18 protein-coding genes are annotated in these 17,864 nt (G+C 71.8%); 8 read left to right on the forward strand and 10 right to left on the reverse strand.

The annotated features are described in order from the left end of the window. The first annotated feature begins 16 nt into the window (after positions 1-16). Positions 17-871, forward strand: a complete 855-nt coding sequence (locus tag VSH64_RS17460; RefSeq protein WP_326836672.1) for an HpcH/HpaI aldolase/citrate lyase family protein — start codon at positions 17-19, stop codon at positions 869-871. Positions 872-934: 63 nt separating this feature from the next. Here VSH64_RS17460 and VSH64_RS17465 read toward each other — a convergent pair whose 3' ends face one another. The 10 genes from VSH64_RS17465 to xerD all read right to left on the reverse strand — a co-directional run bounded on the left by VSH64_RS17465 (position 935) and on the right by xerD (position 11,863). After that, positions 935-2,404 (reverse strand): dihydroorotase, encoded by a 1,470-nt coding sequence (locus VSH64_RS17465; protein ID WP_326836673.1) that lies wholly within the window; start codon positions 2,402-2,404, stop codon positions 935-937. Positions 2,405-2,431: 27 nt separating this feature from the next. Next, positions 2,432-3,859 carry an MmgE/PrpD family protein gene (locus VSH64_RS17470; RefSeq protein WP_326836674.1) on the reverse strand — a complete coding sequence of 476 codons (1,428 nt, stop codon included), beginning with the start codon at positions 3,857-3,859 and terminating at the stop codon, positions 2,432-2,434. Then, entirely contained in the window at positions 3,856-4,668 is an 813-nt protein-coding gene (locus tag VSH64_RS17475; RefSeq protein ID WP_326836675.1) for a cyclase family protein, read from the reverse strand. Before VSH64_RS17475 ends, VSH64_RS17470 begins: the two co-directional genes overlap by 4 nt. Next, entirely contained in the window at positions 4,665-5,861 is a 1,197-nt protein-coding gene (locus tag VSH64_RS17480; RefSeq protein ID WP_326836676.1) for a CaiB/BaiF CoA transferase family protein, read from the reverse strand. Before VSH64_RS17480 ends, VSH64_RS17475 begins: the two co-directional genes overlap by 4 nt. A gap of 872 nt (positions 5,862-6,733) precedes the next feature. Next, positions 6,734-7,486, reverse strand: coding sequence for a pseudouridine synthase (locus VSH64_RS17485; RefSeq protein ID WP_326836677.1), 753 nt, complete (start codon positions 7,484-7,486; stop codon positions 6,734-6,736). Further along, positions 7,476-8,327 carry an SMC-Scp complex subunit ScpB gene (gene scpB, locus VSH64_RS17490; protein ID WP_326837970.1) on the reverse strand — a complete coding sequence of 284 codons (852 nt, stop codon included), beginning with the start codon at positions 8,325-8,327 and terminating at the stop codon, positions 7,476-7,478. Before scpB ends, VSH64_RS17485 begins: the two co-directional genes overlap by 11 nt. A 125-nt stretch (positions 8,328-8,452) precedes the next feature. Beyond that, entirely contained in the window at positions 8,453-9,430 is a 978-nt protein-coding gene (locus VSH64_RS17495; RefSeq protein ID WP_326836678.1) for a segregation and condensation protein A, read from the reverse strand. Continuing rightward, entirely contained in the window at positions 9,430-9,834 is a 405-nt protein-coding gene (locus VSH64_RS17500; protein WP_326836679.1) for a cobyrinic acid a,c-diamide synthase, read from the reverse strand. Before VSH64_RS17500 ends, VSH64_RS17495 begins: the two co-directional genes overlap by 1 nt. After that, on the reverse strand, positions 9,831-10,835 hold the full coding sequence (locus VSH64_RS17505; protein ID WP_326837971.1) for a ParA family protein: 1,005 nt from the start codon (positions 10,833-10,835) through the stop codon (positions 9,831-9,833). The genes VSH64_RS17500 and VSH64_RS17505 overlap by 4 nt, the downstream gene beginning before the upstream one ends. A 125-nt stretch (positions 10,836-10,960) precedes the next feature. Further along, positions 10,961-11,863: a site-specific tyrosine recombinase XerD gene (gene xerD, locus VSH64_RS17510; protein WP_326837972.1), complete on the reverse strand. Its 903-nt coding sequence runs from the start codon at positions 11,861-11,863 to the stop codon at positions 10,961-10,963. Between the two features lie 280 nt (positions 11,864-12,143). Between xerD and VSH64_RS17515 the strand changes: the two genes are divergently transcribed. The 7 genes from VSH64_RS17515 (at position 12,144) to VSH64_RS17545 (ending at position 17,857) form a co-directional block, all read left to right on the forward strand. After that, a complete protein-coding gene (locus tag VSH64_RS17515; protein WP_326836680.1) occupies positions 12,144-13,013 on the forward strand; it encodes a DODA-type extradiol aromatic ring-opening family dioxygenase in 870 nt (289 codons plus the stop codon). A 5-nt stretch (positions 13,014-13,018) separates the two neighbouring features. After that, on the forward strand, positions 13,019-13,345 hold the full coding sequence (locus tag VSH64_RS17520; RefSeq protein WP_326836681.1) for a hypothetical protein: 327 nt from the start codon (positions 13,019-13,021) through the stop codon (positions 13,343-13,345). Further along, positions 13,338-14,378: an amidohydrolase family protein gene (locus VSH64_RS17525; RefSeq protein ID WP_326836682.1), complete on the forward strand. Its 1,041-nt coding sequence runs from the start codon at positions 13,338-13,340 to the stop codon at positions 14,376-14,378. Before VSH64_RS17520 ends, VSH64_RS17525 begins: the two co-directional genes overlap by 8 nt. Further along, positions 14,375-14,971, forward strand: coding sequence for a cysteine hydrolase family protein (locus VSH64_RS17530; RefSeq protein WP_326836683.1), 597 nt, complete (start codon positions 14,375-14,377; stop codon positions 14,969-14,971). The genes VSH64_RS17525 and VSH64_RS17530 overlap by 4 nt, the downstream gene beginning before the upstream one ends. 138 nt (positions 14,972-15,109) lie before the next feature. Then, entirely contained in the window at positions 15,110-16,150 is a 1,041-nt protein-coding gene (locus VSH64_RS17535; protein WP_326836684.1) for an NAD(P)/FAD-dependent oxidoreductase, read from the forward strand. After that, positions 16,147-17,091: an MBL fold metallo-hydrolase gene (locus tag VSH64_RS17540; protein WP_326836685.1), complete on the forward strand. Its 945-nt coding sequence runs from the start codon at positions 16,147-16,149 to the stop codon at positions 17,089-17,091. The genes VSH64_RS17535 and VSH64_RS17540 overlap by 4 nt, the downstream gene beginning before the upstream one ends. A 73-nt stretch (positions 17,092-17,164) precedes the next feature. Next, positions 17,165-17,857 (forward strand): alpha/beta fold hydrolase, encoded by a 693-nt coding sequence (locus tag VSH64_RS17545; RefSeq protein ID WP_326836686.1) that lies wholly within the window; start codon positions 17,165-17,167, stop codon positions 17,855-17,857. The last annotated feature ends 7 nt before the right edge of the window (positions 17,858-17,864 follow it).

Genomic DNA, 17,864 nt, shown 5'->3' on the forward strand with positions numbered 1-17,864 from the left:
CCCCGCAGGAGACACCGTGCTGCCCCGCTCGTTCCTCTACGTTCCCGCCTCACGCCCGGCGCTGTTCGCCAAGGCCTCGGCCGGGGCGGCCGACGCCGTCATCCTCGACCTCGAGGATGCGGTGCCAGTCGCCGAGAAGAGCGCGGCCCGGGGCGCGGTCGCCGCCTGGCTGGGCCGGGACCGCCGGGCGCCCGCAGCCGAGGCCGGCGCCCAGACCTGGGTCCGGGTCGACGCGGATCGGCTCGCCGATGATCTCGAAGCCGTCGTCCGTCCCGGCCTCGACGGCATCGTGCTGGCCAAGTGCTCCCCCAGGTCCCTGAGCGAGCTCGCCGCGCGGCTCGACGGAGCCGAAGCTGAGCAGGACCTGCCCCCGGTGCCCGTCGTCGGGCTGGTCGAGGACGCGGCTTCGGTGCTCGCCCTCGGCGAGCTCGCCGCCCATCCCCGCCTCACGACACTCGGCCTGGGCGAGGTGGACCTGCTCGCCGCCCTCCGGATCGCCCGCACCACCGCGACCGCCGACGCGATCACCCAGCTCAGACTCCAGGTCGTGCTCCACTGCGCCGCCGCGGGCCTCGCCGCGCCGGTCGCGCCCACGTCGGTCGACTTCCGCGACCTCGACGCCTTCCGGCGAACGACCCGGGAGCTGGCCGACCTCGGCTTCCGCTCACGAACCGCCATCCATCCCGCCCAGGTCCCCGTGATCCACGAGGTGCTGGCCCCCACCGCCGAGGCGGTGGCCGCGGCGCGGGACGTCCTCGATCGGTTCTCCGCGGCCCAGGGCGGAGTGACGCTGGATGCCGCGGGACGGTTGATCGACGCGGCCGTGATCAGATCGGCCCGGGAGACGCTCGCCCGCCGTAGGAATGACTGAAGGGACCGGCCGGCGCCTCACGGCGCCGGCCGGTCCCGTTGTGAGATCTCGGAAATCGGTGTGTCAGGCGAGACCCGAGCGCTTCACGAACCGGCCCGTCGGGGTGCCGACGATCTTCTCCGCACGCAAGACCTCGGTGCCGCGGACCCAGGTGTCGGTCACCTTGGCCGTCAGCCCGAAGCCCTCGAACGGGGTGTACTCCTGCGTGGAGAGCGAGTCCTGCGCGTGCACGGTGTAGTCGACCGTGTCGTCGAGCAGGCAGAAGTCGGCGTCGTACCCGACGACGAGATCACCCTTGCCACGCAGCCCGAACCGCTCGGCCGGGCTCTTGGCGACGAGTTCGGCGATGCGCGGGTAGGACAGACCGCGCTTGCGGCCTTCACTGACCATGCCCGCCAGCAGGTACTCGGTGCCGCCGAAGCCGGATTTGGCCACGAAAACGTCCTCGCGCGGCTCGCCGAACTTGGTCTCGTCGCGGCAGCACGCGTGATCCGAGGTGACCCACGAGAAGTGGCCGGCCAGGAGGTGTTCCCACAGCGACTCGACGTCTTCGCGGGAGCGAAGCGGCGGGTTGACCTTGCCGCCGAGGTTGGCGGTCGTGAAGTCGGCGAGCAGGTGGCCGACCGTCACCTCGCGGCGGAAGTCGATGTGCGGGAACGTCTCCTGCATCATCATGGCGGCCTCGATCGCCTTGCGCGAGGTCAGGTGCAGCAGGTTGATCTTGGGCAGCTCGGTCTCGTGGGCCAGGTAGGAAGCGATGGTGATCGCCAGGCCCTCCGAGTGCGGCGGCCGCGAAGCGCTGTACGCCTCGAGGCCGGTCAGCTTGCCCTCCTGCTCGACCAGCTTGGTGTAGGCCCGCATGATCTCCGCCGTCTCGCAGTGCAGCGACAGCGAGATGTTCTCGCGGTCGGCAGCGAACCGGGGGTCGCGACGCGCCTTCTCGATGCCCCGCATCACGAACTCGAAGTGGGCCAGGTCGTAGGACTCGTCCTCGGGGATCATGAGGAACGAGCTCTGGTCGCTCGAGCGGCCGTGCAGGCCGTGACTGCCGTAGAACATGAAGATCTTGAACGAGGGCACCCCGAACTCCCCGATCAGGTCGGGGATCTCGTCGATGTGCTCCTTGAGGATCGGCGCCACGTGGAACGCGTAGTCGATGAAGGAGCGGCCCTCGGCCGCTGCCAGCACGTCGGGGAACACCTCGCGGTACGGCCCGGTCCGGTTCATGTAGTAGGCACCGGTGCGGATGTAGGTGATGCCGGTCGTGACACCGCCCTGCGCCGACGCCTGGCTCTCCGAGCTGGTGTCCTCGCCGAGTTCGTTGTAGATGCCCCAGTGCTGGTGGACGTCCACCACACCGGGGAAGAGGTGCTTGCCGGCGGCGTCGACCGTCTCGGCCGCGCGCTCGGAGTCGATGCTCGGCTCGAAGGCGGCGAACTTGCCGTCCTTGACGGCGACGTCGAGGCGCTCGGGGGCATCGCTCGCGGGGCGCACCACCTGGGCGTTACGGATCACCAAGTCGAATTCAGCCATTTTCCCTCAATCCTTCGGTTGTTCGTCCTACGTGCGAGCGGGGTCGTCGACCTTCGTCAGGGAAGCGAGCAGCCCCATGAGGTCGGTGCAGTCCTCGAGCGTGCGGCAGGCCGCCGCGAGTTCGTCCGCCCGATCGGGAGGCAGCACCCGCCGGGCGTTGTCGTGGAACTTGGCGGCCAGCTCTTCGAACGAGAGCGGTCGCTGCGGGCCACCGCGGGTCGTGAGCACCTCGGCCACCACCTCGCGGCCGTCCTCGAGCCGCGCCGTGAGCACCGCGGGGAACTGGTGCGGGAAGATCTCCGTGCACCGCTCGTCGGCCGTCACGTCCACCTTCGCCATCAACGCTCTTCGCTCGGGGTCCTGCGCGAGTTCGTCGGTGTAGTCGTCGAGCCCGGCACCGAGGCCGGAGCCGCCCAGCAGGCCGAGCACGACCGCGTAGGGACCGCTGAACTGGGCCATGTAGCCGGTCTGCGGCGTCCGCTTCACCTCGATCGGCTCCCCCACCGTGCGCAGGTTCTGCGCCGGAACGCCGAGCTGGAGCGAGACGATGTCCTCGACCCGTACGCCGTCCGCGCGCAGCTGCGCGGCGGCGTCGACGGCCGCGTGCGTGAAATGGTTCGCCGGGTAGGGCTTGAAGAAGATGCCCGGGACCGACCACTCGGTCCCCAGCCCGTCGACGATGGCCGCCGGGTCGAAGATGCCGTGCAACCAGGCCTGGAAGAAGCCGAACCGGCCCTCGAGCACCGTGGGCGGACCGGTCAGGCCGAGCTTGACCAGCTCCGCCGCGGAGACCGCCGCGTGCGCCGCCCACCCGCAGTGGATCCGCTTGACGGTGCCGCCGGTGCGGTTGGCCTCGATGATGCCCGAGGCCAGCGAGGCCGTGACGCCGAGCGCGTCGACGACGGCTTGCTCATCGCCACCGGCGAGCAGCGTCGCCGCGACCGAGGCCCCCATCGCGCCGCAGATCGACGTGGCGTGCTGGCCGTGCTCGAAGAAGACGGAGTTGTTGCTCGCCTGGTCGTAACCGGCCATGCCGAGCCGGACGCAGATCTCGATCCCGATCGCGACGGCCCGGATGAGCTCACGACCGTCCGCGCCGGCGCGCTCGGCGGCGGCCAGTGCTGCGGGGACGACCGAGGCGCTCGGATGAAGGACCGACGGCAGATGGGTGTCGTCGTAGTCGAGGGAGTGCGCGAGGACCCCGTTGACAAAGGCGGCCATGTTGGCGGGCAGCCGGCCGGGCACACCCACGGCCGAGGCGGCGCCCGTGCCGCCCTGGCTGCCGGCCCACTCCCGCGCGGAGCGGCTGGTTTCGAGCGTGCTGGCGGCGGCGGCGATGCCGAGGATGTCGAGCACCCGCATCTTCACGCTCTCCACGACCTCGGCCGGGAGGTCGTCGTAGGATGTGCCGGCCGCGAAGGCGCCGAGCTGCTGGGCCAGGGTCTGCTCGCTCACGCGGTACGCACCGCCAGCGGGCGCACCGGCGAGCCGGTCGCGCCGTAGATGTTGAGCGGCACCAGCACGAGCGTGAACTCCGCCCACCCGCGGCCGGCCAGCTCCTCGAGGTCGAGCGCCTCGATGAGGTAGATCCCGCTCTCGACGAGCAGGACGCGGTGTGCCGGCAGCAGCGCGTGACCGCCGCCGGGGGCGAGCCGTTCGAACGCGATGGTGTCGGCGCCGGCGGCGTGGATGCGCCGCTCGGCGAGCCACTGAGCGCCGGCCTCGCCGACCCCCGGGACCCCGGACGGCCCGCCCACGTAGGCGCCGCCCTCGGCGAACTTCGTGCCCCAGCCGCTGCGGATGACCACCACGTCGCCCTCACCGACGCCGCCGTCCGCGTTCTTGGCGGCCGCTTCCAGGTCGCCGACGGTGATCTCGTAGCCGCCGTCGAGGCAGTCGACTCCGTGCAGTCCCGCGATGTCGAGGAGCACACCCCGGCGGATCATCGGCGCGATGGAGTGAACGCCGAGCGCGTCGTACTTGCCACCGACCCCGGCCTGCATCGCGTCGATGCCGCCGAACATGAGCCCGTCGTGCGAGACGTGCGCCAGCGCGTCGATGTGCGTGCCCACGTGGCAGCCCATCGTGATCATGTCATTGGCGGCGCTGCCCCCGTCGGCACGCGTCATGTCGCCGTGGCGGCGCGGCAGGGTGTGCCAGAACTGGGGGTGGTTCGGGGACTGGGGCATGCCGACCCGCAGCTGTCGTCCCAGGTCGACCACGTCCAGCCCGCCCTGAACCGCGCTGAGCAATGCATCGGTCATCGGATGATCCCACTCTCCTTGAGCTCGGCGATCCGGCCGGCCTCGAGGCCGGCCTCGGTCAAGACTTCATCGGTGTCCTCGCCCAGCCCGCGGCCGGTGAACCTGATCGCCCCCGGCGAAGCGCTCATCCGCCACATCACGTTGTGCTGCAGCAGCGGCCCGAAGTCGGCGTCGTCGACCTCCAGCAGCATCTGCGTCTCCCGCACGTGGGGATCCTCGACCAGGTCGCGGGCGTCGTAGACGGCGGCGATGGCGGCACCGGCTTCGGTGAAGGCGTTGATGACCTCGTCGCGGCTGCGCTGCGCGATCCAGCTGCCGACGTAGTCGTCAAGCAGGTCGACGTGCGCCGCCCGGCCGCCGCCGGTGGCGAACCACGGTTCGCTGATCACCTCGGGATGGCCGACCAGCTCCAGCACCCGTTCGGCGATCCGCTGGGCGCTGGTGGAAACGGCCACCCACCCGCCGTCGGAGGTCCGGTAGGTGTTGCGCGGCGCGTTGTTGGTCGACCGGTTGCCATGGCGCTGCTCGACCTCGCCGAGCTGCTGGTAGATCGTCGGACCGGGCCCGACGGCCGCCATGATCGGCTCGAGCAGGCTCATGTCGACGACCTGTCCCTCGCCGGTCCGGTCGCGGTGGCGCAGCGCCATCATCACGGCCGACGAAGCGGCGATCCCGCAGATGCTGTCGGCCAGGCCGAAGGCCGGCAAAGTCGGCGGGCCGTCGGGCTGCCCGGTCAGCGAAGCGAAGCCGCTCATGGCTTCGACGAGCGTGCCGAAGCCCGCCCGGCCGGCGTAGGGACCGGTCTGGCCGAAGCCGGTGAGCCGCACGAGCACCAGCCCGGGGTTCTCGGCGAACAGCGCGTCGGGGCCGATGCCCCACCGCTCGAGGGTCCCCGGACGGAAGTTCTCGACGACGACGTCCGCCGTCTTCGCCAGAGCACGGAACACCTCGCCGCCGCGCTCGTCCTTGAGGTCGAGGGCGACGGTCCGCTTGTTGCGGCTGATCTCCTTCCACCACAGCGGGACGCCGTTCTTGCTCCGGCCGTGGCCGCGCATGTTGTCGCCGTTGCGCGGGTGCTCGATCTTGATCACGTCGGCACCGAAGTCACCGAGGATCTGACAGCAGAACGGGCCCGCCAGGATCGTGGACACGTCGAGCACGCGTAGTCCGTCGAGAGCTGCCGCTGAAGCCACTCGAACCTCGTTCCGTCAGAAGAAACACTCCGTCTGGCGACGACTGTAGCCGGAACGGGCGTCCACCTGAAGAGGTCGAGTCGAATCTGCGGACATTGAGGCTATCCCCACATGCAAGCCCGACCTGACCGCTGCGAACACCCACGGTCGGATCAACGACCACCCTGTCGATCACGTTCCGCTTGCCGGAACGCAGTAAGCGAGTACCCGGCGCCGGTAGGTGATCGAGCGGCGGTCCACCACTTGCGCGGCCGGCGACCGGGAGGTGCGGCGGCCAGACGGCGGCGGCCTCGTACGGCCGGCGCGCCACGGAGCCGTAAGGGTCCGGCGATGTGGCGGTGTCCGGCGGTGTCCGGTGGGAAGGAGAAGGACGGCCGCGCCGGGGCCTCGGCGATCCGGTGTCCCCACGGGACGAAATCGTCGGCGCGGCCTTGTCTCACAACGGGATCATGGCTCCCGGCAGAGCTGCTGACGGGGCGATCGCAGCTCGACACCGGGCCTCGCGCGAGTCGCAGCGAGGCCGGCTACGTGATCGGGCTCGAGCGTCTGGTCGCCGGCGACGGCCGGCGACGCGCGAAACGATCGGAAGGTGTGCCGCACCCGCGGGACGGGCCGGGCTCGGGAAGTCACCCTTCCCCGTCCGGGGCTCGAGTGCCGCGGCGGGTGCGGGGACGGGCAGCTCCTGAACGAAGCCCGCTGAAGCCCGCGGCCGAGCCGAGGCGTGACCTCGCCCGTGCCGACCTCGGTTCAGCCCGCCGTGGGGCCACGGCGATCCACCGATGCGGCCGGTCGCCGCACCTTCGACCCGACCGGCTCGACGCCGCCGGCGAACCCGGGGCGTCGATCAGGTCGTCTGGGTGGAAAGCCGGTGTTTACAGCTCGACGTTGCGGTAGAGCGACCCGACCTCACCGCGGTTGAGGCGGCGGATGGTGCCCGGGCGCTGGGCGCCCAGCTGCACGTCGCCGACCGCGGTGCGCACGAGCTTGCGCACGGGGTGGCCGGTCGAGGCCATCAGGCGGCGCACGATGTGCTTCTTGCCCTCGTGGATCACGAGCTCGATCATGCTGCGGCCCGAGTGCATGTCCTTCACGCGGAACTGGTCGACCTTCACGATGCCGTCGGGCAGCTCCCAGCCGGCCCGCAGCTCCTTGCCCAGCCCGCGCGGCACGAGACCCTCGACCTCGGCGAAGTAGGTCTTGAGCACGTTGTACGACGGGTGCATCAGCCGGTGGCCGAGGTCGCCGTCGTTGGTGAGCAGCAGCAGGCCCTCGGTGTTCTCGTCGAGCCGGCCCACGTGGACCACGCCGGGCGTCTCCTCCCAGCGGCCGCGCAGGTAGTCGCCGACGCACGGGCGACCGCGGTCGTCCGACATGGTCGAGTGCACGCCCTTGGGCTTGTTGAAGGCGAGGTACACGAGGTCGTCGCGCAGGTTCACGCGCGTGCCGTCGACGTGGATCACGGCTTCGACCGGGTCGACGCGGCGGCCCAGCTCGGTCACGATCTGGCCGTCGACCTCCACCCGGCCCTCCACGATCAGGTCCTCGGCGGCGCGCCGCGAGGCGATGCCGGCCTGCGAAAGGACCTTCTGCAGCCGGACGCCGTCGGGGTGCTGGTCAGATGTCATCGATGGTGTCCACTTCGGGTAGCAGCGGAGCGATCGGGGGCAGGTCGTTCAGCGACGACAGCCCCAGTCGCTCCAGGAACAGCTCGGTCGTCACGTACAGCGTGCCCGTCGTCTCCGGGTCGGTGCCCATCTCTTCGATGAGACCGCGGGCCAGCAGGGTGCGGATCACGCCGTCGACGTTGACCCCGCGCACCGCGGCGACCCTGGCCCTGGTCACCGGCTGCCGGTACGCGATCACGGCGAGGCTCTCCAGCGCGGCCCGGGTCAGCTTCGACCGCTGGCCGTCGAGCAGGAGCTTCTCCACGAACGGGGCGTACGTGTCCCTAGTGTAGAACCGCCACCCCTCGCCGACGCGCCGCAGGTCGATCCCGCTGGCCCGCTCGGTGAGCCGCTGCGCCATCGTGCGCAGCGCGACGGTGACCCGCGCCACCGGTTGGTCCACCGTGCCGGCGAGGGTTTCCTCGTTCGCCGGCGAGTCGATCACGAGCAGCAGTGCCTCGAGCGCGGCCTCGAGCGCCTCGTCCGACGTCACGTCGGGCAGATCGTTGAGCGGCTCGACGCCTTCCTCGGGTTCCGGCTCCCCGCCACCGGCTTCGGCCGGCTCACCCTCGACGGGCTCGGACGCGTTCGCTTCGGCTTCGTGGTCTTCCTGTGCCGTGGGTTCCGGAGTCTCAGGCGTCTCGGCTTCGAGCTCGCCGACGACCGGTTCGTCCTGCGGCTCGCCTTCCGCGGCCGCGAGTTCGCCGTCCTCCGGCTCGTCCTCGGCAGCCGAATCATGCGCTGCTTCAGCAGGTTCCTCGACGGCGGCCGGCTCGTCCCGCGCACCATCCGCATCGGCCACGTCGGCCGGCTCCTCGGCGGTCACGTCGTCGGGCGCCTCGGGCACCGGCACGTTGACCTCGCGGTCGAGGTCGATCGCCTCCACGCCGGATCCCGGTGCGGGCGTGGCGTGGTCGTCTTCGGTGCTCACCCGTACTCCTCTTCGTCGGCCGCAGCGCGGTCGTGGGCCGCGGCGGCCGAGGCCTCCGCGATGCTGCCGCCGGTCCAGCGGACGTGGAGCTCGGCCAGTGCCTCGAGCTGCTCGAACTGCACCGTCGACTCGCGGTACAGCTCCAGCAGCGCGAGGAACCGCGCGACGATCTCCACGGTGTGCTCGCAGTCGTCCACGAGCTCCTTGAAGGTGGCCTGCCCCGCCTCCGCGAGCTTCACCCGCAGCAGCGCCGCGTGCTCGCGCACGGACACCCGGCCCATGTGCAGGTGGGCCAGCGACACCGTCGGCGGCGGCTTCGGCTTGAACACCGAGACGGCGATCTCCGCGAACTTGTCCGGGGTCACGCCGAGCATCACCTCGGGCAGCAGCCCGACGAAGCGTTCCTCGAGCGCCACCGAGCGCGGGTAGCGGCGCAGCGCGCTCTGTTCCAGCTCGCCGAACAGCGCCGCCACCTGCTTGTACGCGCGGTACTGCAGCACGCGCGCGAAGAGCAGGTCGCGGGCCTCCAGCAGCGCCAGGTCGTCCTCGTTCTCGACCTCGGCCGAGGGCAGCAGCCGCGCGGCCTTGAGGTCGAGCAGGGTCGCGGCGATCACCAGGAACTCCGTGGTCTCGTCGAGGTTCCAGTCGGACCCGAGCGCCCGCGTGTAGGCGATGAAGTCGTCGGTGACCGTGTGGAGTGCGACCTCGGTGACGTCGAGCTGGTGCTGCGAGATCAGCTGCAGCAACAGGTCGAACGGTCCCTCGAAGTTCTTCAGGCGCACCTTGAACTTCGAGGTGCTCAGCTCTTCGGCGTAGCCCTCGGGAATCGTCCCGCCGTGCACCGTCTCGTGCTGGATCACCGTCTCATGCTGGATCACCGTCTCGTGCTGGATCGGTGCCTCGGGGTCCTCGACCGGAGGTTCCGGTGCCGCGGTGTCCGGCTCCGGCTGCTCGGCCGATGCCGGTTCATCCATCAGCCCTCGGTTTCGCCTTCTTCTTCCCTCGCCCGCAATCGACGCACCAGCACCGACTCGTCGCCGTGCTGGTCGAAGTCGGCGATGAGCACGGCCACGGCCTCGCGCACCAGGCGGCCGCGGTCGACCACGAGGTCGTGCTTGGCCCGCAGGTTGAGTCGAGTCTGCTCCATCGCGAGCAGTTCGTCGCCCGACACGTACACGGTGATCTTCGCGTCGTGCTTCGTGCGGCCGGAGCCGCTCGACGCCGGAGCGCGCCCGAGCTGGCCGGTGTCCGGCGAGCTCTTCTTCGGCAGCGGCTCGGACGGTGCGGGTGCCGCCGGACGATCGAGGGCCGGGCTGGCAGGGCTGGAGGTGAGGCGGAAGAGTTCCGACGCTCCGGGCAGGGAAGCGCGCCTGCTCACCGAGCGATCACCTCGCGGGCCAGCGCGCGATAAGCTGCCGCGCCGGCGGATTTGGGAGCCCAGGTCGTGATCGGCTCACCCGCGACCGTCGTCTCGGGGAACCGCACGGTGCGGTTGATCACCGTGTCGAACACGGTGTCGCCGAATGCCTCCACCACGCGAGCCATGACCTCCTTCGAGTGCAGGGTTCTCGGGTCGTACATCGTGGCGAGAATCCCCGTGATGTCCAGTTTGGGGTTGAGGCGTTCCTGCACCTTCTCGATCGTGTCGATCAGGAGCGCGACTCCTCGCAGACTGAAGAACTCGCACTCCAAGGGGATGATCACACCGTCCGCGGCGGTCAATGCGTTCACCGTCAACAGGCCGAGCGAGGGCTGGCAGTCGACAAGAACATAGTCGTAGTCGTTCATGACCGGACGCAGGACCCGTAACAACGTGTGTTCGCGCCCTACCTCTGCGACGAGCTGGACCTCCGCCGCGGACAGGTCGATGTTGCTCGGCAGCAGGTCAACGCCGTCGACGCGGGTTTTGCGGAGCACGTCCTCGATGTTGACCGAGCGCTCCATGATGACGTTGTAGACCGTCTGGTCCAGTTCGTGCGGCTGGATGCCGAGACCCACCGAGAGGGCACCTTGGGGGTCGAAGTCCACGAGCAGCACGCGGCGCCCGCACTCGGCGAGCGCCGCACCCAGGTTGATGGTCGACGTGGTCTTGCCGACGCCGCCCTTCTGGTTGCACATCGCGAGCACCTTGGCCGGGCCGTGGTGGTCGAGCGGCTGCGGCTCGGGGATCTCGCGCAGCGGCCGGCCGGTGGGGCCGATGCCGCTCTCCTCGCGCTCCTTGGCGCGCGCCCGAGCTCTCTCGGCGCGGCTCAGGCGCGGGCCTTCGCCCGGCTCGTCGCCGTCGTGGTTCGCGGGGGTGGCGATCCGCGCCTGGGAGAGGCTCGCCGCGGCCGACCCGGCGGACGCGGCCGGGCGCTCCGGCTGGTTCGGTGTCGACATGGCGGGAAAGCTCCTTGTTTCGGCGGTCCCCGGCAGCCTATGCGGGGATCCGGAGCCCCGGCAAAGCGCCGCGCCGCGCCGCGGCCGCGAAGTCACCACTGGTGGCTGATGCCCTGCGCGGCCGCTCAGCCCAGTGCGCGGGGGTGCGCGGTGGCATAGACCTCGCGCAGCGTGTTGACCGTGACGAGGGTGTAGACCTGTGTGGTCGTGACCGACGCGTGGCCCAGCAGCTCCTGCACCACGCGCACGTCGGCGCCGCCTTCGAGCAGGTGCGTGGCGAACGAGTGGCGCAGGGTGTGCGGCGAGACGTCGGCGGTGATGCCCGCGCGTTCGGCCGTGTCCTTGAGGACCTGCCACGCGCTCTGCCGCGAGAGCCGGCTGCCGCGGGCGTTGAGGAACATCGCCGAGGTGCCGCGGCCGTGGGCCGCGAGCACCGGCCGCGCGCGCACGAGGTAGGCGTGCAGCGCCTCGACGGCGGGCCGGCCGATCGGCACCAGCCGCTGCTTGCCGCCCTTGCCGTCGAGCAGCACGGTGCGGTCGTTGTCGTCGACGTCGTCCACGTCGAGGCCCACCGCCTCGGAGATGCGGGCGCCGGTGGAGTAGAGCAGTTCGAGCAGCGCCCGGTCGCGCAGCGCGCGCTCGCCTTCGGACGGCGGGGTCTCGAGCAGCTTGAGGACGTCGGTCACCGGCAGCGCCTTGGGCAACCGCTTGGCCGGGGCGGGCGGGCGGACCTCGCGCGCCGGGTCGTGGTCGGTGATGCCGTCGGCGTGGGCGAACTTGTGCAGCCCGCGCACGGCGACCAGCGCCCGCGCGGCCGACGAGGCCGCCAGCGGCTGGTGCTCTTCGTCGCCTTCGCGCAGGGCCGCGCCGAACGAGGTGACGTGCGCCGACGTCACGTCGGGGAACCGCGCGACGTCCGCGGCGGCGAGGTGCGCGGCGTACCGGCGCAGGTCACGGGCGTAGCTGTCGAGCGTGTTGCGGGCGGTGCCGCGCTCGACCACGAGGTGGTCCAGGTACGTGGCGATCACGTCGCCCACCGAATTCCCGGTGGTCCTGCCCGTGCCCGTCACGGGGTCACACTCTAGGCCGCCCAGGCGACCTGGGCGGTGCTACGCCACGCGTGTCTTACGGGGCCACCGGCGCCGGTCGAAGGCGGCCGTGGGACGGCGATTTCGCGCGGGAACGGCGTCCCGGACGCTGCTGACCCTTGCCATCCCACGGATAACCATTATATTCATTACCCTCCGGATCGACACCGCCCGGCCGCGAAACCGACCGGGTCAGACCTCGAGGGAGGCAGAACCGAAGATGGCGGAGATCATCGCGGCCGTCGCGGCCAGCCACGCCCCCGGCCTGACCGGCTGGTTCTCGAAGGCCACCGAGGAGGACCAGCGCACCGTCCGGCAGGCCTACGGCGAGATCCGCGAAACGCTCGCCGCGGCGCGGGCCGATGTCGTTCTGGTCATCGGCAACGACCACGTCGCGAACGCGCGGCTGAACGACTACCCGGACTTCACGTTCGGGCTGGCCGAACGCCACCGCGGACCGGACGAGTGGTTCAAGCCGTGGCTGCGGGTGCCCGACTACGACCTGCCCGGCGCCCCGGAGATCGCGACCCGGCTGCTCGACGCACTGGCCCCGAAGGGACAGCGCCTGCGGGGCGCCACCGACAACCTGCGGTTCGACGACAACCTGTCCGTGCCGGCCACCCTCACCGGATTGGCCGACCTGGACCTGGCCGTGATCCCGATCCTGCAGAACTGCACCGTCCCCCCGGTCCCCGACCAGGACGCCTGCTACGGGTTCGGGCAGGCCCTCGGCACGGCGATCCGCGAGGAGCTGCCGGCCGGGCTCCGGGTGGCGTTGCTGGGTTCGGGCGGGCTCAGCCACGAGCCGGGCGGCCCGCGATACCTGGAGATCGACGAGAAGTTCGACCGCTGGTGGCTGGATCTGCTCGTGGAAGGCGATCACGAGCGGGTGCTGGCCGAGGCGACGTTCGAGCGCATGGAACAGGCCGGGTCCGGCGGCACGTCCGAGCTGTTGAGCTGGCTCGTCGTGATGGGCGCGATCGGGCCGCGACCCTGCGAGTCCCTGGGCTACGTGGCTTTCGACCAATGGCGGTGCGGCGTGGGGGCGGTCCGCTGGGACCTCGCCCCGGCCGCGACGGGAAGGGTGTGAGCGCGATGCCGCTGGAGAGCTTCGATCCGCTGCTGCGGGCCAACGACTTCGTCCAGGACCTCAAGTGGGACCCCGCCCTGCGCGATCGCTTCGCCGCGGACGAGGACGCCGTGCTGGCCGGCTACGACCTGACCGACGCGGAACGCACGGCGATCCGGGCCCGCGACTTCCGGGCCCTGCACGACCTGGGGCTGCACCCGTACCTGCTGTCGCAGCTGGCGCGCCTCGTGTTCGGCACCGGCGAGAACGCGGGCTCGTCGGCCCCGGCCACGGCGCTGCTGCGATCGCTGCTCGGCGACGACTACGACCGGTACCTGGGCTCCCGTGGCTGACCCGCTGCGGCCGCGGCCGGTGGTCGACGTGCACGCGCACGCCTTGCCGATGCCGCTGCTGCGCGGTCTGGCCGAGCGGGGCCTGGCCGATCTGTCCGGTGTGGACAGTGGCTGGGTCTCGCTCGACCCCCGCGTGTGCGGGCTCGCCGACGGAGCGCGGATTCCCTTGCCGACGCAGCAGTACGACCTCGCGGCCCGGCTGGCCGACCTGGACTCGAGCGGGGTCACGCACCAGGTGGTGTCGGCACCGCCGTTCGTGTTCGCCTCCGAGAGCCGCGACGATCTCCTCACCGCCGACGTGGTCGCCCGGTCCAACGACGCGCTCGCCGAGTTCGTGGGCGCCTCCGGGGGCCGGCTGAGCGGGCTGGGCACTGTCCCGGTCGGCCTGCCCGGCGCGGGCGACGAGCTGGCCCGCTGCCTCGACGAGCTGGGCCTGCGCGGGGTCACGATCGGCACCTTCGGCGGCGGCCGCGAGCTGGACGACCCGGTCAACGAGCCACTGTGGACGGAGCTGGCCCGGCGCGGGACGTTCGTGCTCCTGCACCCGAGCACGGTGTCGGCGGCGCAGCGGCTGGCCTCCTACCACCTCGTGCAGCTGCTGGGTTATCCCGCGGAGACCGCGCTGGCGACGGCGCGCCTCGTCCTGGGCGGCGTGCTGGACCGCCACGAGTTGGTGCTGTGCCTGGCCCACGGCGGCGGCTGCCTGCCGGGAGTGGGCCCGCGGCTGGACCTCGGCTGGCACCGCAAGGACGTCACCCGCGTGTCGGCCGCTCCGCCGAGCCGCTACCTGCGCCGCCTGTACTACGACACCGCCGTGTTCGACCCGGTCCTGCTGCGCCGGCTCGTCGACGACATGGGGGCCGACCGCGTGCTGCTGGGCACCGACACGCCGTTCGACCTGGCCGACCGCGACCCGCTCACGACCGTGACCGGGATCGGGCTGGACCCGGCGGACACCGCGGCGGTGCTCGGCGGGAACGCCGTGCGGCTGCTCGGGCTGGTGCCCGCGACGACGGAAGGAGAGCCCCGGTGAGCGAGACGGCGGTCGTGGTGATCGACGTGCAGAACGACTACTGCCATCCCGACGGCGTGTTCGCCCGCGCCGGGCTGCGGGTCACCGATCTCGACGTGCTGGTCGAGCGGATCAACGCGCTGGTCGCGGCCGCGCGGGCCGGCGGGCACCCGGTCGTCTGGGTGCGGATGGAGTGGGACGACGACACCCAGGTCGGCCTGCTGGCCGACCGCAGCCCGTTCCTGGCCGCCGAAGGGCTGCGCACCGGCACGTGGGGCGCGGCCCCGGTCGACGAGCTCGACCGCCGGCCCGAGGACGTCGAGGTGCGCAAACGCCGGTTCAGCGGCTTCCACCGGACCCGCCTCGACCACGTGCTGGCCGAACTCGACGTCGGCACGATCGTGGTCGCCGGGGTGCGGACCGACTTCTGCGTGGAGTCGACGGTGCGCGACGCGTTCTTCCGCGACCTGCGGGTGGTCGTCGCCGAGGACGCGGTCGCCGGGTACGTCGAGGACCTGCACCGGCACAGCCTGCGGCTGATGGGCACGGTCTTCGCCGAGGTGCGCCCGGTCGAGGAGGTGGCCCGCACCTTGTCCCCCGTGCCGGCCGGCTAGCGCCACCCCGGCCGGACACCCCAGCCCCGCACCCCTGCCCTGCACCCGAGCCGCACACCCGGCCGGATCCCGCACCGACGTCCGCGTCCGGTGCCGCCGGACCCTGCCCGAAATCCTTCTACCGGAGAGGAACAGCGAGTGGAGACCTTCGATATCGGCGTCGTCGGCGGGGGCGTGATGGGCTTGTCGGTCCTGCGCGAGGCCGTCGCGGCCGGGCGCAGCGCCGTGTTGTTCGAGCGCGGCCACGTCGGCCACCCGCTCGGGTCCAGCCACGGTCCGGCCCGGGCCTTCGCCACCCCGCACCTGATGCCCGAGCTGGTCGAGCCCGCCGGCCGGGCGGGGGCGATCTGGCGTGAGCTGGCCGAGCACGACCCCGAGCTGTACTGGGCGCAGGGCGCGATGCTGCGCACCGCCCGGCCCGCGCCGGTCGCCGACGCGCTCGCCGCGGCCGGCCTCGACCACGAGGTCCTGGAACCGGCGGCGGTCGAACGGACCTGGCCCGGGCTGACCCTGGGCGCGGGCGCGCCCGTCGTTTACACGCCCGACGGCGGCACGCTTCGTGCCGATCGCGTGCTCGCGTTGCTGCGCAAGCTTTCCGAAGCCGGCGGTGGCGTCGTGCGGGAGGGCGTGGCGGTGCACGCGCTGGCCGAGGACGGCGACTCGGTGGTGCTGGAGACGGCGCTCGGTCCGGTCCGGGTGGGGCACGCCGTGGTCGCCGCCGCGAGCTGGACGCCGGAACTGGTGGCGCCGTGGGGCCTGCGGGTGGCCGCCAGGGCGACCCGGCAGACCGTGGTCTACGTGCACGACCCCGGCGCCCGGACGCTGCCCGCGCTGTTCGAGGAGGGCGACCCGTCGAAGTACTGGGTGAGCAGCGCCGACACCACGGTGCGGCTGGGCATGGACGACGCCCGCGCCCCGGAGCCCGTGCTCGGTGCCTGGGGCGAGCCCGATCCGGTCACGGTCGAGACGCTGATGGCCCACGTGCGGGCCCGGCTGCCCCAGGCGTCGGCCGCTCCGATCGCGCTGGACACCTGCCTGTTCACGCACACCGGCGGGCAGTTCGTGATCGAGCGCTCGGGCCCGGTCACCGCGGCCGTCGCGTGCGAGGGCCGCGGGTTCAAGTTCGCGCCGCTGTTCGCCCGGGACATCGTCGCGAGCGCCGTGCGGGTGCCGTCATGACCGTGGAGACGCTCGCGCCGGGCGTGCACGCGATCGACGCCCCGTTCGAAGACGTGCCGCTGCAGATCTACGTCATCGAAGGCGAGCGGCTCACCGTCATCGACCCAGGCGTCCCGCAGACGGCGGAAGGGCCGCTGGCACAGGGGCTGGCCGAGCTGGGACACCGGCCGGCCGACGTCGACCTGGTGGTGAACACCCACGGCCACCACGACCACCGGGGCGGCAACGGTGTGGTCGCCGCGCACAACCCCGGTGTCGTGATCGCCGCGCACCCGGCCGACGCCACCTGGATTTCCTCCACCGAGCAGTACCTCGCCGAGGAGTACCTGCGGTTCCGGCCGGCGTGGGAGCCGCCGACCGCCGCGCTCGACCGGATCCGCCTGCTGTGCGGCGCCGACCTGCCGGTGACGCTGGAGCTCAGCCACGGCGACGAACTTGACCTCGGCGACGGGCACGTGCTGTCGGTCGAGCACATCCCGGGGCACACCGACGGCTCCATCGCGTTGCTGCACCGCGCCGCGAAGGTGCTCTTCACCGGCGACGCCGTGCAGGCCCGGGGCACGCCGCTGCAGTGCCGCGCCGACTTCTTCCCCCACTACCGCCACGTCGCGGAGTACCGGCGATCGCTGGACTTCTTCGCCGGCTGCGGCGCCGAGATCGTGGGGACCGCGCACACCGGCGTATGCGCGGCCCACCGCGCGGCCCAGCTGATCGCGGAGTCACGCCGGTTCGCCGACGAGTACACCGCCGTGTTCACCGCGGCTTTCGCCGAGGCCGGCAGCGCGACCTTGGCCGACCTGGCCCGAGCGACCCGGGACCACTACCCCCGCTACGACGACGGCATCCCGCTGTTCAACACGATCAGCGGATACCTCGCGGAACTCTGCGCGGCCGGGGTCGCGCGCCACGATCCGCCCGACCGGTTCGTCTGGCTCGGGTGACCCACCGCGGATCCGTCCGCGGCCTTCCGAAAATCCTGCCAAAGATCCTGACAACGCCGTCAAGGAGATCCACATGACCGACTACATCCTCGTCCACGGCGCCTGGTGCACCGGCCGGGTCTGGGACACCGTCGCGGCCGGGCTGACCGACCTCGGCCACACCGTGCACGTCGTGGAGCAGCTGCCGAGCACCGGCGGCGCGGGAGCCGGGTTGGCCGAGGACGTCGAGCACGTCCGGCAAGCCCTCAGAGCCCGGCCCGGAGCGGTCCTCGTCGCGCACTCCTACGCCGGGATCGTGGCCGCGGAGCTGGCCGACGAACCGGACCTCGCGCACACCGTGCACCTGGCCTCGTTCTGGCCGCGGCCCGGGCAGGCACTGGTCGACCTGCGCGCCGAATGGGACGACCCGTGGCTGGACGACGGCGGCGACGGCACTCTCGTCGTCACCGACCGGGTCGACCATGCCCACAGCATGCTCGCCGCCGACCTGTCCGACGAGGACTACGCGGTCTTCCACGCCACGCTGCGGCCGCAGTCGCTCGCCAGCGTCGTGACCCCCGCGTCGGCGCCGAAGCGCACCCATCCGGCCACCTACGTCCGCTGCCTGCGCGACCAGGCGGTGCCGACCGTCGACCAGGTGAAGATGGGCGCCGGTGCCGATCACACGGTGACCCTCGACGCCTCGCACATGGTGATGCTCAGCCGGCCCAGGGAGTTGGTGGCCGTGCTGGCCAAGGTCGGCGAGAACGCGAAACAGCCGGCGTGATCCGGTA

The organism is Amycolatopsis rhabdoformis (genome assembly GCF_035918295.1).
GTDB lineage: Bacteria > Actinomycetota > Actinomycetes > Mycobacteriales > Pseudonocardiaceae > Amycolatopsis > Amycolatopsis rhabdoformis.

Bases quoted from the DNA above. Each gene is read 5' to 3' on its own strand.
- VSH64_RS17520 (WP_326836681.1), top strand. From the start codon at position 13,019: ATGCCGCTGGAGAGCTTCGATCCGCTGCTGCGGGCCAACGACTTCGTC.
- VSH64_RS17505 (WP_326837971.1), bottom strand. From the start codon at position 10,835: ATGTCGACACCGAACCAGCCGGAGCGCCCGGCCGCGTCCGCCGGGTCG.
- VSH64_RS17475 (WP_326836675.1), bottom strand. From the start codon at position 4,668: ATGACCGATGCATTGCTCAGCGCGGTTCAGGGCGGGCTGGACGTGGTC.
- VSH64_RS17545 (WP_326836686.1), top strand. From the start codon at position 17,165: ATGACCGACTACATCCTCGTCCACGGCGCCTGGTGCACCGGCCGGGTC.
- VSH64_RS17515 (WP_326836680.1), top strand. From the start codon at position 12,144: ATGGCGGAGATCATCGCGGCCGTCGCGGCCAGCCACGCCCCCGGCCTG.
- VSH64_RS17495 (WP_326836678.1), bottom strand. From the start codon at position 9,430: ATGGATGAACCGGCATCGGCCGAGCAGCCGGAGCCGGACACCGCGGCA.
- VSH64_RS17540 (WP_326836685.1), top strand. From the start codon at position 16,147: ATGACCGTGGAGACGCTCGCGCCGGGCGTGCACGCGATCGACGCCCCG.
- VSH64_RS17485 (WP_326836677.1), bottom strand. From the start codon at position 7,486: ATGACATCTGACCAGCACCCCGACGGCGTCCGGCTGCAGAAGGTCCTT.
- VSH64_RS17465 (WP_326836673.1), bottom strand. From the start codon at position 2,404: ATGGCTGAATTCGACTTGGTGATCCGTAACGCCCAGGTGGTGCGCCCC.